The organism is Plantactinospora sp. B5E13 (assembly GCF_039871775.1).
Lineage (GTDB): Bacteria > Actinomycetota > Actinomycetes > Mycobacteriales > Micromonosporaceae > Plantactinospora.
Window position 1 is genome coordinate 25,829 of sequence record NZ_JBDPLT010000030.1, and the last position, 13,087, is coordinate 38,915.

Consider the following 13,087-nt stretch of genomic DNA (forward strand, 5'->3'; position numbering starts at 1 on the left):
ACCCCTAGGATCGGGACGATGCGGAAGATGGGGCTGACGATTCGCCCGGCGACCGTGGCGGACGTGCCCTCGTTGGTGCGGTTGCGCCTCGCCAACGCCGAGGCGCACCTCGCCCTCGACCCGGAGATCTACCGCGTTCCGCAGCAGGCGGCGGTGCTGCGCCACTTCACCTCCGTGCTGGCCGACGCAGCGGGGCGGGACGCCGTTCTGGTCGCCGAGGCTGCCGACGGCCACGTGGTCGGGATGGTCGAGGTGTTACGGCACTCCGACCCGCCGGACCACCAGATCCTGCGTCCCGAGCCCTCGGCGCAGGTGCACACGGTGGTGCTGCCCGAGGCCCGGGGACTCGGGGTCGGATCGGCGTTGCTGGCGGCGGCCCAACAGTGGGCGACCGACCAGGGCATCACGTACCTGTCGGCCGGCATCCACCACCGCAACGACGACGCGGTGCGCTTCTACCGTCGGCACGGCTTCACCGACGCCGGCCTATCCCTGGGCAGGCGTCTGGACCAGGGCCCGCGACGCGTCCCGGCACAGCGCCGCGCCCTTCTGCCAACAACCCGCGTTTCCGCAGGTCCGGCGGCTTTACCCTGGGCTGGTGGCGGTCCAGGTGGTTATGTTGAACGGCGGCTCGAGCGCGGGTAAGTCGGGAATCGCCCGCTGCCTGCAGGCGATCCTGCCCGACCCCTGGCTCGTGGTCGGCACCGACACCCTGGTCCTCGAGGTGATCCCGGCGTCGATGCGGACACGCCCCGAGGGGGTGACGATGGACCCGGAGGCTGGGGTGCAGGTCGGGCCGGAGTTCCTGGCCGCCGAGACGGCGTGGATGGCGGGCATCGCTGCGATGGCCCGGGCCGGCGCCCGGATCATCACCGACGGCCTCTTCCTGGCCGGGGCGGCGGACCAGCAGCGGTGGCGGCAGGCCCTCGCCGGCCTCGACGTGCTGTGGGTCGGGGTCCGGTGCGATCTGGAGGTCGCCGTGGGCCGCGAGATCGCCCGTGGCGACCGGTACCACGGGATGGCCGCGACCGAGGCGGAAACGGTCCACCAGGGCGTCGTCTACGACCTGACGGTGGACACCACGAACAGCGAGGCCATGGCCTGTGCGCGGACCATCGCCGCCCGACTCGACTGATCCGGCCGGCAGCGGTCGGGCGGTCGCCGACCGGTCAGGGCGTCAGGCGCCCCGGGCCGGCGCGCCGAGCTGGCGGGTGGCCAGCGGCACCCGTACCGGCTGGCGGTCGTTGAACCGGAAACGGACAAGTTCGGCGGCGGTCACCTCGGCTGTGCCCAGGGACCGGTGGCGCCGGGCCGCCACCCACTCGACCACCGCCGCCGGGTCGGCGATCGGTCCGGCGAAGTGCACAAGCGTGGCGTACCAGATGTTGCGGTGGAAGTCAGCCTCGAACCAGGCGTCGTCGCCCAGTTCGACGCCGAGCCGGGCCGCGAACCGGTCCGCCGCCGAGTCGACCGGGTACGCGCAGGCCATCACCCCGGACGGGGTGAGGGTCAGGCCGCGCAGCGCCAACCCGATCGGCGGCAGAGCACGGGTCACCCGTTCCAGGGCGGCGGTGGATCGGGCGACCAGCGGGTCGTCGGCCGGCAGCGTCGACCTGTGCGCCTCGATCGCCCGTACGGTGAAGTGCACCGCCTCCGGGGCTCCGGTCGGCTGCTTCCACCGACCGTACGCTATCGTCTCCCGCCGCAGCCTTCCCCTGCTGCCGGCCGCGCCGGCGCGGTCAGCTGGCCGGTGGCACGGCGCCGTTGGCGGATTCGGCGGTCGCCTGCCGCAGAGAGGGCTGGGACCGCCGGAGCGTACGCCGCCACCGGGCCGCCTCCCGGGCCGCCGCGTCCCGTCGACGCCCGACCGGCACCCGTCGACGCGACGGGCGTGCTCCGTCGCCCCCGCCGTCCGGGGGCGCGGTCGGTGGCGGCCCGGCCTGCGACGGCAACGCGGTGGTGAGCGCCTGCACGGCGGTGACCAGGATCTGTACGTTCTCGGTGAGCGCGCCGAGGTGCCGGACCAGTTGATCGTCGATCGGGCTGCCCTGCCCCGCCGGCCGGCGGGGTGCCGGGATCCGTGTCTCGGACGTCAGGTTGTCGTCGGGCGCTGACGGCGCGACCCCGTCGTGCTCCGCTGGCGGCCACGTCTCGAACAGGTTGTCGAGGGCCAAAAGATCGTGGTCAGCGTCGGAGGGGTCGCCGCTGTCATAGCCGAGCCGGGCCTCGACCGCCGCCGGCTCGTACATCTCCTCGACGATCCGCAGGTAGAGCTCGTTCGGGTTGGGCAGGTCGTGGAGCCGGCGCAGCGGTTTGCGCCAGCGCTCCGTCTGGTTCTCGAAGGTCCCGTAGTTCAGCAGCCGGCCGAGCGGCGACTGGACGTACTGGAGGTCGGTGACCCGGATGAGCGGCAGCATCTCGACCCGGCGACGCAGCACGCCACGGGTGGTCATCAGGCGCTTGTTGGTCAGCATCAGGCGGTTGAAGTACCAACGGGGAAACTGCCACAGGAGCAGCAGAACGGTGATCACGACGATCCAGATCGTCAGGTCGTCGACGTACCGGGGCTTGATCCGGACCTGCACCGCCCAAACGCCGAGTACGCCGTAGATCAATACGATTCCGCCGGACTTGACGAGACTGATCCAGTGCCGCCGCCACTCGCCCCGGTAGCGTTCGCTGGGGAAGAGGTACCGCGCCACCAGCGCCGTCGGCTCGTCCTCCAACACCAGGCTCCGGGACGGGCCGACCGGCATCTCGGGCACCGGGTCCCCGGTGGCGGCCGTCTCCGGGCGGAGGAACCGCCGGATCCGGAACAGCACCGCCGAGGAGACGAAACCGAGCCCGGTGAAGAGCTTCGAGAGCTTGCCCGGGCGGACGTTGATCAGCGCCTTGAGCTCCTCCGCGCGGATCTCCGCCTGCTCCGTCCCGCTGTACTGGATCCGGGCCGACCAGCCCACGAAGGCGCGCGCCAGCCAGGGGGACAGTTCGGTGGTCTCGTTGACGACAAGACCGAGGACAATCCCGAGAACGATCTCGATGCCGCTCATCAGCGCGCCGCCAGCCGCCGGCTCATGAAGCCGAACCGGGGCCGCAGTCGGGACGGCACCGGACGGGACTGTGCCCGTACCCGGGAACGGGCCGCCTCCACCCGGTCCGCGACGATCCGGTAGTAGCGTTTCCGGGGCCGATCCTCGCCCGGGGCCAGGGTTTCCCAGCGGGACTCGATCCAGCCCCACTCCTCGAGCCGGTCCAGCGAGCGGTAGACGGCGGGGCCGGAGCGACCCAGGGCCTTCATGATCAGCCAGCCGTGGACGTCGATGTTCCGCTCGAAGCCGTCCAGCAGAACGTCGAGCACGCGCAGTGTCGTACGGTCGATCTGCGGCTCGTCCACTCCGCCATCGTACGACCGGCCGTCCACCGTGGAACAGCACTCACACCTGCCCGAATAGACAGATCGACATGCCGTCGGGTGACGGTCGTCGGACAAACGACACGGCCGGGCGACCGGTCCGGACAATGCACCGTCGGGTGTCGCCTTTCTGGCTAACCAACTCCGGGATCCACGTTACGGTCGTCGTTGCTCAGCGCTCTGCCGGAGTGTTTGCGCAGGTCAACGTTCCGCCAGCCTTGTGCCGGTGATCGCGATGCGGCGACACCGCCCGGGAGCCGCCGCGAGGAGAAGCCATGATCCGACGTTTCCGTACCCTGCTCGCCGCCGTGGTGGTGGTCGCCACCCTGTTCGGTCCGGCCACCCCGGTCCGGGCACACGGTCCGCAGCGCCTCACGGTCGCGACGTACAACCTCTATCAGGGCGCGGACCTGACCGGCCTGCTCACCGCCCCGACACTGCCGGAACTCGTCGAACGGGCCGGGCTCACCTACCAGCGGATGGTCGACACCGACTTCCCGACCCGGGCCCGGGCCATCGCGCGGCTGCTCGCGAAGACCCGCCCGGACGTGCTCGGCCTGCAGGAGGTCGCACTGTGGAAGAAGGGCCCGCTCGGCGGCCCGCTCCAGGTCAGCTACGACTTCCTGGACATCCTGCTCCGGGAGCTGCGCGGTGTCGGACTCCACTACCGCACCGCCGCGACCGTCACGATGTTCACCGGAACGCTGCCGATCAGTGCCACCGAGCAGGCGAGTTTCTCCGACCGGAACGCGCTGCTGATCCGGGACGGACTCCAGGCGAGCAACCCGCGGTCACACCTGTACGAGGCGACGGTGGTGGTCGACACCCCGGCCGGGATCACCTTCGACCTCCCCAGCGGCTGGATCGCCGTGGACGTCGGCGCCACCCGACACGACCGGGTACGGGTGGCCACCACACACCTGGAACCCTCGGTGCCGGCCGTCCGCGACGCCCAGGGCCGGGAACTGTACGCCGCACTGGCCGGCTCACCGTACCCGGTGATCGTCGCCGGTGACCTGAACTCGCCGCCCACCGACCCGACCGGCCCGTACGGGACGTTCGCCACCGGTGGCTACCGGGACGCCTGGCGGGTGGTGAACGGCGTAGGCGGGGGTTTCACCGCCACCCAGGATCCCGATCTGCGGAATCTTCCGTCCCAATTGGACGAACGGGTCGACCACGTCTTCCACCAGCCGGGGCGGCTGTGGGCGGTCAACGCCGACCTGGTCGGGGAGGCGGTACGGGACCGCACCCCGACCGGCCTGTGGCCCTCCGACCACGCGGGTCTGGTGGTCACGTTCCGGCGGGTCGGCCGGTGACCGGTGCGTGCCACCGCTGACGGCGGCCTACTTCACGGCACCCGCGCGGGCCAGCCAGTCGGCGAAGTGGATGGTGCCGAGGCGGGCGCCGTCGTCCGGAACGAGGGACCGGTCGTCGAGCCGGGAACCGAAGTAGCGGGCCTCGGGGTCGGTGACCACCGGCCGGCTGTCGCCGTTGGCGGCGAGCACCCGTCGGCCGAGGTCGTCGAGCGGCAGCGGCTCGGGACCGGCGATCTCGACGACGCCGTTCACCGGGGCGGCGAGCGCGACGTCGGCGACCGCCGTGACGACGTCGTCGGCGGCGATCGGCTGCATCAGCGCCGAGGTGAGTCGGATGCTGTCACCGTCGGCGCTGCCCTCGGCGATGGCCCTGATGAACTCCATGAACTGTGTCGCCCGGACGATCGTGTACGGGACCGAGCCGTTCCTGATCAGCTCCTCCTGCGCGACCTTGGCCCGCATGTAGCCGCTGTCCGGGTTCCGGTCGACGCCGACGATGGAGAGGGCGACGTGGTGTTTCACCCCGGCGGCGGCCTCGGCGGGCAGCAGGTGCTCCCCGGAGGTACGGAAGAAGTCGAGCACGGCGGCGTCCTCGAAGGAGGGCGAGTTCGCCACGTCGACGACCACGTCGGCGCCGGCCAGGGCGTCGGCGAGTCCCTCGCCGGTGAGGGTGTTCACGCCGGTGGAGGGTGAGGCGGGCAGTACGTCGTGCCCCCGGTCGCGCAGTGTGGTCACGAGTTTGCCGCCGATCAGCCCGCTGCCGCCGATCACCACGATCTTCATGGCTGTTCCTCTCGTCCTGTTGTCGCGGCGCCGGCCGCTGTCGGTCAGCCGCCCATCGCCCCAACTCGGATACCTCTTGTCCGGAATGCTACTCGGACAGGAGATGTCCGAGTCAAGGTAGGGTGGCGTGATGAAGATGTCAGGCGGGGTCGAGTGGGCGTTGCACTGCTGCGTCGTACTGACCGCGGCCCCGGGACCGGTGCCGGCCGCCCGGCTCGCCGCGCTGCACGATGTCTCCGCCAGCTACCTCGCCAAGCAGCTACAGGGGCTTTCCCGCGCCGGCCTGATCCAATCCGTCCAGGGCCAGGCCGGCGGTTACCTGCTCACCCGCCCCCCGGACGAGATCACCGTGCTCGACGTCGTGGAGGCCGTCGACGGCCCCCGTCCCGCCTTCGTCTGCACCGAGATCCGGCAGCGGGGGCCACTCGCCGCTCCGGCCGAGGCCTGCCTCGTACCCTGCGCGATCTCCCGCGCCATGCATGCCGCCGACGCCGCCTGGCGCGCCGCGCTGCGCGCGGTGACCATCGCCGACCTCGCCCACGACGTGCGCGCCGACTACGAGGTCGACGTCTTCGCCGGGATACGCGGCTGGCTGGCGGCGGCGAACGGCGAGACCTGAGCCGACCCGTCTCTTGTACGCTCGCTCTTGTACATCTGTACAAGATTCGTGTCTGTGCGGATGTACAAGAGCGGAGGGACGGGCATGGCGTATCTGTTCCTGGCAGTGGCGATCGGGGCCGAGGTCTTCGCCACCAGCATGATCAAGAGCACCGACGGGTTCAGTCGGCTCTGGCCGACCGTCGTCTGCCTCACCGGCTACGCGGTCTCCTTCGCCGCGCTCTCCCAGGCGGTGAGGGCCGTACCGGTCGGCGTCGCCTACGCCATCTGGTCCGGTCTCGGCACCGCCGCCATCGTCGCCATCGGCGCCGCCTTCCTCCACGAACCGATCACCCCGGTCAAGATCGCCGGGATCGGCCTGATCGTCGCCGGCGTGGTCACCCTCAACCTGGGCGGAGCCTCCCATTGACCCCGGACCGCCGGCCGTCCGAACCACGCCCGGCGGACACGGTGGCCGCCGGACGCCCGCAGCGCCCCCGTGACCCGCAGGCCCGCCGCCGGGCGCTCGCGACCGCGGTCCTGGAGGTCGTCGCCGAGGTCGGCATCGGCCGGACCACCCACCGCGCCGTCGCCGCCCGGGCGGGCCTGCCGCTCGGCGCCACCACCTACTACTTCCCCACCCTCGACGACCTGATCGCCGCCGGGCTGCGGCACGCCACCGAACTACTCGACGCCGAGCTGCGTTCCTGGTCCGACCGGCTCGCCACCGCACCGGACCCGACCGCCGCGCTGGTCCAGCTCGTCGCGGCCTATCTGGCCGACCGACAACGGGCCACCATCGAGTACGAGCTCTACCTCGCCGCCGCCCGCGACCTCACCCTCCGACCCCTCGCCGAAACCTGGCTGCACGGACTCCGCGGCCTGCTGGAGGCGTACGTCGACGGTGCCGACGCCCCTGCGGTCGTCGCGCTGCTCGACGGCGCGATGCTGCAGGCGCTGGTCACCGGCACCGACCTCGACACCGCCGGGTTGCGCACCGCCGTCCGCCGCCTCACCCGCCGACCCGGGTGAGGCACGGAGACCACGCGACCCGCTGGATCCCCGACCCGGCCGGCTCGCCAGGCTTGCTGGTGCGACCTACGTCACCTGCGGCGGGGGTCCCACCGAACGTTCAGCCGCCTCTCCGGGAACTCCCAACCGCGCGACGCATCGTGGGACGACCGCCCGATCCGGGGCACCCGCAGGTCGGGGCATCCGCAGCCCGGGGCATCCGCAGCCGAGGAGAGCAGCCAGCATGCCGAGTCAGAACCAGAGCCGGAAGGCCCGTGCCGAGGCGGCACGGAAGGCGATGGAGCACGCCCGGCGCCGGGAACGCCGGGCGCACCGGCTCTTCTGGGGCGTCGGCGGCGGTCTGGTCGCGGTACTCCTGGTCGCCGTCGCCCTGGTGGTGGTCCTCAACCGGCCGGGCCACGCGGCGGACAACGCCGCCGAACCGGCGATTCCCACCACTGCGCCCAGTACCGCCCAGGGACGTACCGACCAGCCGCCGTGGTCGCTACCGGCCGACCCGACCGCCCGGGTACAGGCCGCCGGGCTGCCGATGCTCGGCACCGAGGGAACGGTCGAGCACATCCACGCCCACCTCGACGTGATCGTCGACGGGAAGCCGGTCACCGTACCGGCCGAGATCGGCATCGACGAGGCCGGCGGCGGGATCAGCCCGTTGCACACCCACGACACCACCGGTGTGCTGCACGTCGAGTCGCCGGTGAAGGCCGACTTCAGCCTCGGACAGTTCTTCACCGAGTGGCAGGTGGCGCTCTCGCAGAACCAGCTCGGCGGACTCACCGCCGCCGACGGCAAGACCCTCCGGGCGTACGTCAACGGCAAGCCGTACACCGGTGACCCGGCCGGGATCGTGCTGCACGCCCACGACGAGATCGCCCTGGTCTACGGCACCCCCGACCAGCAGGCGAACCCGCCGTCGAGCTACGCGTTCCCCGCCGGGCTCTGATGGTGGGTCAACCGGCGGCGGGTACCGCCAGTCGTGGCGTCGTACCGACCGGCGCGCCGTCCCGCAGGAGCGCCTCGGCCTCCGCCCCGACGAGCGGCCCGGCGAAGAGGTAGCCCTGGCCGTGGTGGCAGCCGTGGCGCCGCAACTGGTCCCGCTGCGCCGGGGTCTCGATCCCCTCCGCCACCAGCTCCAGGCCGAGGTTGAGCCCCATCGAGACGATCGAGCGGACCAGCTCCCGGCTCCGGCCGTCGGTGGCGAGCGGCGCCACGAACGACCGGTCGATCTTGAAGGCGTCGATGGTCAGGTGGTGCAGGGCCTGCAGCGACGAGTAGCCGGTGCCGAAGTCGTCGATGTGCAGCTGCACACCCATCTCGTGCAGGGCGGCGAGCTTCGTCCGGGCCGCCGGCACATCGTGCACGATGACCCCCTCGGTGATCTCGATGATCAACGCCGACGGGTCGAGGCTCACCGCCCGCAGGCTCTCCTCGACGTCGGCCAGCAGCCGGGTGTGCCAGAACTGCCGGTTCGAGACGTTGACGCTCATCCGCAGCCCGTCCGGGGCGAGACCGCAGGCCCGCCAGGCGGCGATCTGCCGGCACGCCTCGGCCAGCGTCCACCGTCCGAGCGACGGCATCAGGCCGCTCTCCTCGGCGATCGGCAGGAAGTCGTCCGGCCCGACCAGCCCCCGGACCGGGTGCCGCCAGCGCACCAGCGCCTCGAAGGCGTGGGTACGGCCGTCGTCCAGCCGTACGATCGGCTGGTAGTGCAGTTCGAAGGCCCCGGTCTCCAGGGCCCGGTGCAGTTCCGCCTCGGTACGCAGCCGCCCGACGACCCGCTCGTGCATCGCGACGTCGAAGACCGCGTGTGAGCCCTTACGCTGCGACTTCGCCGAGTACATCGCGGTGTCGGCGTCCCGGATCACGTCCTCGGCGCACCGGTAGCCGCCGGTGCTGCGGGAGATGCCGATGCTCGCCGAGACGACGAACTCCTCCTCGCCCAGCCGGAACGGTACGTCCAGCGCGGCCCGGATCCGTTCCGCCATCACCACCGGCCCGGGGTCGCCGGGCGGATCGGGCAGCAGGATGGCGAACTCGTCCCCGCCGAACCGGGCCGCCACGTCGGCCTCCCCGGTGCTCGCCCGGATCCGGTCCGCGACCTGGACGAGCAGTCGGTCACCGGCGAGGTGCCCGAGACTGTCGTTGACCCACTTGAAGCCGTCGAGGTCCAGCAGCAGCACCGAGTAGTGCCGGTCCGGCTGCCGGATGTGCCCGGCGATGGCCTGCTCCAGGCGGTCGAGGAAGAGGGTCCGGTTGGCCAGCCCGGTGAGCGGATCGTAGAGCGCCGCCCGGCGCATCAGCTCCTCCTGCCTACGCAGGGACTTCAGCACGTCGTCGTGGTCGAGCGCGATGGCCAGCAGTGCCGCCCACTGGTTCATCATCTCCCGGCCGGTCTCCCGGTCGGCCTCGATGGGCCCGACGATGGCGAGCATGCCCCAGTCCCGCGTGCCGATGTTCAGCGGCGCCACGTACACCATCTGATCGGCGTCCAGGTCCGCCAGTGCGACCAGCTCGGCCGGCGGAAAGGCGTGCGGCGACACCGGCTCCGCCGGTGTCGGCACCGGCCCGCGGTCCCGCTCGAACATCGCGACCACGTCCAGGGACCGCTCGACACCCTGGTCGGCGCCAGCGTCGTCGTCCCGATCGGACCAGAGCCCGAGGCAGCCGGCCCGGGCGTCGGTGTCCTGGATCCAGGCCAGTCCCCGGGGATCCCGCTCGTGGCTGAGCAGCAGGCTCTTACTGACCGTATAGAGCATCTTGAGCGTGGTCAGGAACTCGTTCTCTTCGATCCGACGCGCCCGGGGTCGACTCTGTGCCAGCGTCAGCAGCAGGTTCTCGGTACCGGCCCGAACCCGTCCGGCGGCGTCCCGATCGTCGCGCCCGACCCGGGCGGCCAGTTCCCCGCCGAACCGCCGGATGTGCCGCATCAGCTGCACCACGTCCTCCGGGTGACGCCGGTACCGGGTCTGCAGGTCGACCAGCGCCTGGCGGAGTTCGACCAGGTCCGGACCGGGCGTGCCGTCGGCCGTGGCGGTCAGCGCGGCAGCGATCAGGGCACCTGCCCGGGCGATCGTGGCCCGGCTGGCCCGGTCCGCCGGATCCTGGCTGGGTGGCACCGCCAGCACCAACTCCGCAGCGCAGGAGGCGGCGGAGACCTCGGACGTGACAACCGCCGGGAGGGTGGCCGGCGTCAACGTGTCCGGGCAGCCGCAGGACTCGCGCGGTTGGAAGGACGTGGGGACGCGGTAGACGCGGGACTCGACCTCCTCGCCGGCCAGCGCGCGCAGCGCCAGTTCCGCCGCGACCCGCCCCAGCGAGTCGAAGCTCTGCCGGACGGTGGAGAGGCTCGGGGTGAGATACACGACCCCGTCCATGTCGTCGAAACCGACCACCGCCTGCTCGCGTGGCACGTCGACCCCGGCCTCGTGCAGGGTACGGAGCAGACCGATGGCGTTGAGGTCGTTTCCGGTCACCACCGCCGTCGCCGGGAGGCCGGCGGCGAGCATCGCCCGGGCGGCGTGTTCCCCGCCGCTCTCCCGGTTGTCCCCGGTGTCGAAGTGGAGATCGGCTCGGGGCGTGATGCCGCATTCGACGAGCGCGTCCCGGTACGCGGCGTACCGCTCCCGCAGATCGGGCGGTTCCAGGAATCCGGCAAACGCGATGTCCCGGTGGCCGTGCGCGACAAGATGGTGGACGGCCTCCCGGACACCCGTACGGTTGTCGGGAAGGACCACCGGACAGGGGAAACCCGGCATCTCCTCACTGATCATGACAACCGGTCTGCCGGAACGCCGGATCGCCTCGAGGTATGACAACGACGCGGAGTTGAGGATGACGACAAACGCGGAGACGTGCTCCCAGGCCACCGGATAACCGAAATCCGGCGGCTCCGGCGGATCGAAGTCGAAGGTGCCCGCGCCGAGCGTCTGGATCGCGATCATCCGGCCGCCCACCGCCGCCGCCGTACGGGCGATCCCACCGAGGATGCTGCCGAAGTAGTCGCAGCCGACGGACATGGTGAGCACGCCGATGGTGGGACCCTCGACCACGGGCACATCACCTCCTGCACCGGGGACGGTGCACCGAAGAGTGGGCCGGTTCCGGGAAACGCGACGCCCGCCGCGCGCCTTCCGGAATTGTTCCGGATAACGCGACGAGCCTATCTGATCAACTATCCTCCGTCGATACATCGTGTCCCTTGTGGAGCAGCGCGAACCGGCTCCACCCGTCCGACGAGGCGATGGAAATTCCACCTAGTCGACGGCTCGACCGACAGGCGAATCAATACCGGAACGGGGAATGCGCCGCCAATCACCCGAAAACCCGAGGGCGGAGCCGGCGCCTCCTACCGAAGGAGGAGGCGGGTTCGTTCCGAGGGCCGGTGTCCGGGACCACGGGACGGGTGTGCCGGGGCGCCGCCCCCGCGATCGTGAGGACATGACTTCTCCCACCGCCTCCCTGCGACAGGCCGTCCGCTGGCATCCGCCACTCATGTACGTCGCCGCCACGATGACGGCACTCGGGTTCTTCGCCCTGGTCGGGCTGGTCGTCGACGACCGGATCCTGGTCGGCGCGCCGATCTGGCTCAAGCCGTTCAAGTTCGCCGTCTCGTTTGTCATCTACACCGTGACGCTGGCCTGGATGATCTCGCTGATGCAGCGCGGCCGGCGGGTCGCCTGGTGGGCCGGCACCATGGTCGCCGCGCTCGGCCTGGTGGAGACCTTACTGATCTTCCTACAGGCCGCCCGGGGCCGACAGAGCCACTTCAACGCCGCCACCACCCTGGACATCACGATCTTCGCGGCAATGGCCTTGATGATCATCGTGGTCTACACGGCCACGCTGGTGCTCGCCGTACTGCTTATGATCCAACGGATGCCCGATCGGACGATCGCCTGGACGCTGCGGCTGGGCCTGCTCATCGCGCTGGTCGGGATGGGACTCGGGTACCTGATGGTGCTGCCGACCCCCGAGCAGGAGGCCGCCGACCCGGTCACGCTGGTGGGTGCGCACAGCGTCGGCGTGGCCGACGGCGGCCCCGGCATGTGGCTCACCGGCTGGAGCACCACCGGCGGCGACCTGCGGATTCCGCACTTCATCGGAATGCACGCCCTGCAACTGCTACCGCTGATCGCCATCACACTCGGGCTGCTCGGCCGACGTGTCCGCCGGCTGCGTGACGACCGGGTACGGCTACGCCTGATCCTGGTGGCCGCGACCGCGTACGCCGGTCTGGTCGCGCTGGTGACCTGGCAGGCGCTGCGCGGCCAGCCGCTGATCCACCCGGACGGCGCCACCCTGACCGCAGCCGGTCTGCTCGCGGCGCTCACCGCCGTCGGCGTACTCTTCGCGCTGCGTCGGCCGCCGGCAGCGGTGCCGGCGGCCCCGGACGACCGGACCGAGGTGCCCGCGTGACCGAACTCCTCTTCACCCTGGTGTTCGCGCTGGCCGCGCCGTTCTGGGCGCTGATGGTCCTGGCCCCGGGCTGGTCGTGGACCCGCCGGATCGTCAGCTCGCCGTGGATCGTCGCACCACCGATCGTGGTCTACGCGGTCCTCGCCGTACCGCACCTGGACGTGCTGTGGCCGGTCGTCACCCGGCCCACACTGGACGGAGTGGCCGGCGCGCTGGCGGTACCGGCCGTCGCGGCGGCCGGCTGGGCGCACTTCATCGCCTTCGACCTCTTCCTCGGCCGGTGGATGTACCTCGACAGCCGGGAACGCGGTCTCCCGTCACTGGTGACGGCGCCGCTGCTGGTGCTGACCATCCTGCTCGCGCCACTCGGCGTACTCGGCTACCTGCTCGTCCGGCACCTGCGGCCCGCTCCGGCCGACGGTCGGACGGCGGGCCCGGCCGACGGTCGGACGGCGCGCCCGGCCACCGCCGGGCCGGGTTCGCCGATCGGCGGGCTGTCCTCGGCGCGGCCCGCCGACCTAGGCTGACA

14 protein-coding genes are annotated in these 13,087 nt (G+C 71.5%); 9 read left to right on the plus strand and 5 right to left on the minus strand.

The window, feature by feature from the left end:
• Positions 1–18: 18 nt before the first annotated feature.
• Both ABGB05_RS24080 and cpt read left to right on the plus strand, forming a co-directional pair.
• Positions 19–645 (plus strand): GNAT family N-acetyltransferase, encoded by a 627-nt coding sequence (locus ABGB05_RS24080; RefSeq protein ID WP_347655742.1) that lies wholly within the window; start codon positions 19–21, stop codon positions 643–645.
• Entirely contained in the window at positions 617–1,135 is a 519-nt protein-coding gene (gene cpt / locus ABGB05_RS24085) for a chloramphenicol phosphotransferase CPT (RefSeq protein ID WP_347655791.1), read from the plus strand. Before ABGB05_RS24080 ends, cpt begins: the two co-directional genes overlap by 29 nt.
• 42 nt (positions 1,136–1,177) lie before the next feature.
• Here the strand turns inward: cpt and ABGB05_RS24090 are convergent, their stop codons facing one another.
• The 3 genes from ABGB05_RS24090 to ABGB05_RS24100 all read right to left on the minus strand — a co-directional run bounded on the left by ABGB05_RS24090 (position 1,178) and on the right by ABGB05_RS24100 (position 3,394).
• Positions 1,178–1,648, minus strand: coding sequence for a hypothetical protein (locus ABGB05_RS24090; RefSeq protein WP_347655743.1), 471 nt, complete (start codon positions 1,646–1,648; stop codon positions 1,178–1,180).
• Positions 1,649–1,739: 91 nt separating this feature from the next.
• A complete protein-coding gene (locus tag ABGB05_RS24095) occupies positions 1,740–3,050 on the minus strand; it encodes a PH domain-containing protein (RefSeq protein ID WP_347655744.1) in 1,311 nt (436 codons plus the stop codon).
• Positions 3,050–3,394 carry a winged helix-turn-helix domain-containing protein gene (locus tag ABGB05_RS24100; RefSeq protein WP_347655745.1) on the minus strand — a complete coding sequence of 115 codons (345 nt, stop codon included), beginning with the start codon at positions 3,392–3,394 and terminating at the stop codon, positions 3,050–3,052. Before ABGB05_RS24100 ends, ABGB05_RS24095 begins: the two co-directional genes overlap by 1 nt.
• A 293-nt stretch (positions 3,395–3,687) precedes the next feature.
• Here ABGB05_RS24100 and ABGB05_RS24105 point away from each other — a divergent pair, with 293 nt between their 5' ends.
• Positions 3,688–4,731, plus strand: coding sequence for an endonuclease/exonuclease/phosphatase family protein (locus tag ABGB05_RS24105; protein ID WP_347655746.1), 1,044 nt, complete (start codon positions 3,688–3,690; stop codon positions 4,729–4,731).
• Positions 4,732–4,758: 27 nt separating this feature from the next.
• On the opposite strand, the gene ABGB05_RS24110 is transcribed toward ABGB05_RS24105, so the two are convergent.
• Positions 4,759–5,514 (minus strand): SDR family oxidoreductase, encoded by a 756-nt coding sequence (locus ABGB05_RS24110; protein ID WP_347655747.1) that lies wholly within the window; start codon positions 5,512–5,514, stop codon positions 4,759–4,761.
• 130 nt (positions 5,515–5,644) lie between these two features.
• Between ABGB05_RS24110 and ABGB05_RS24115 the strand changes: the two genes are divergently transcribed.
• The 4 genes from ABGB05_RS24115 (at position 5,645) to ABGB05_RS24130 (ending at position 8,086) form a co-directional block, all read left to right on the plus strand.
• Positions 5,645–6,133, plus strand: coding sequence for an Rrf2 family transcriptional regulator (locus ABGB05_RS24115; protein WP_347655748.1), 489 nt, complete (start codon positions 5,645–5,647; stop codon positions 6,131–6,133).
• Between the two features lie 84 nt (positions 6,134–6,217).
• The gene (locus tag ABGB05_RS24120) at positions 6,218–6,541 is read left to right on the plus strand and encodes a multidrug efflux SMR transporter (protein ID WP_347655749.1); all 324 of its coding nucleotides are present in this window, start codon (positions 6,218–6,220) and stop codon (positions 6,539–6,541) included.
• A 41-nt stretch (positions 6,542–6,582) separates the two neighbouring features.
• Positions 6,583–7,143: a TetR family transcriptional regulator gene (locus tag ABGB05_RS24125; RefSeq protein WP_347655750.1), complete on the plus strand. Its 561-nt coding sequence runs from the start codon at positions 6,583–6,585 to the stop codon at positions 7,141–7,143.
• 223 nt (positions 7,144–7,366) lie between these two features.
• A complete protein-coding gene (locus ABGB05_RS24130) occupies positions 7,367–8,086 on the plus strand; it encodes a hypothetical protein (RefSeq protein ID WP_347655751.1) in 720 nt (239 codons plus the stop codon).
• A 7-nt stretch (positions 8,087–8,093) separates the two neighbouring features.
• Here ABGB05_RS24130 and ABGB05_RS24135 read toward each other — a convergent pair whose 3' ends face one another.
• A complete protein-coding gene (locus tag ABGB05_RS24135; protein ID WP_347655752.1) occupies positions 8,094–11,192 on the minus strand; it encodes an EAL domain-containing protein in 3,099 nt (1,032 codons plus the stop codon).
• 388 nt (positions 11,193–11,580) lie between these two features.
• Here ABGB05_RS24135 and ABGB05_RS24140 point away from each other — a divergent pair, with 388 nt between their 5' ends.
• Together ABGB05_RS24140 and ABGB05_RS24145 are read left to right on the plus strand one after the other, a co-directional pair.
• A complete protein-coding gene (locus tag ABGB05_RS24140; protein ID WP_347655753.1) occupies positions 11,581–12,558 on the plus strand; it encodes a hypothetical protein in 978 nt (325 codons plus the stop codon).
• Entirely contained in the window at positions 12,555–13,085 is a 531-nt protein-coding gene (locus tag ABGB05_RS24145; RefSeq protein WP_347655754.1) for an ABA4-like family protein, read from the plus strand. Before ABGB05_RS24140 ends, ABGB05_RS24145 begins: the two co-directional genes overlap by 4 nt.
• Positions 13,086–13,087: the final 2 nt, after the last annotated feature.

What these genes read in the sequence shown, in the direction of transcription:
- ABGB05_RS24080 (WP_347655742.1), top strand. Translation starts at nt 19, where the DNA reads ATGCGGAAGATGGGGCTGACGATTCGCCCGGCGACCGTGGCGGACGTG.
- cpt (WP_347655791.1), top strand. Translation starts at nt 617, where the DNA reads ATGTTGAACGGCGGCTCGAGCGCGGGTAAGTCGGGAATCGCCCGCTGC.
- ABGB05_RS24095 (WP_347655744.1), bottom strand. Translation starts at nt 3,050, where the DNA reads ATGAGCGGCATCGAGATCGTTCTCGGGATTGTCCTCGGTCTTGTCGTC.
- ABGB05_RS24105 (WP_347655746.1), top strand. Translation starts at nt 3,688, where the DNA reads ATGATCCGACGTTTCCGTACCCTGCTCGCCGCCGTGGTGGTGGTCGCC.
- ABGB05_RS24110 (WP_347655747.1), bottom strand. Translation starts at nt 5,514, where the DNA reads ATGAAGATCGTGGTGATCGGCGGCAGCGGGCTGATCGGCGGCAAACTC.
- ABGB05_RS24115 (WP_347655748.1), top strand. Translation starts at nt 5,645, where the DNA reads ATGAAGATGTCAGGCGGGGTCGAGTGGGCGTTGCACTGCTGCGTCGTA.
- ABGB05_RS24120 (WP_347655749.1), top strand. Translation starts at nt 6,218, where the DNA reads ATGGCGTATCTGTTCCTGGCAGTGGCGATCGGGGCCGAGGTCTTCGCC.
- ABGB05_RS24130 (WP_347655751.1), top strand. Translation starts at nt 7,367, where the DNA reads ATGCCGAGTCAGAACCAGAGCCGGAAGGCCCGTGCCGAGGCGGCACGG.
- ABGB05_RS24140 (WP_347655753.1), top strand. Translation starts at nt 11,581, where the DNA reads ATGACTTCTCCCACCGCCTCCCTGCGACAGGCCGTCCGCTGGCATCCG.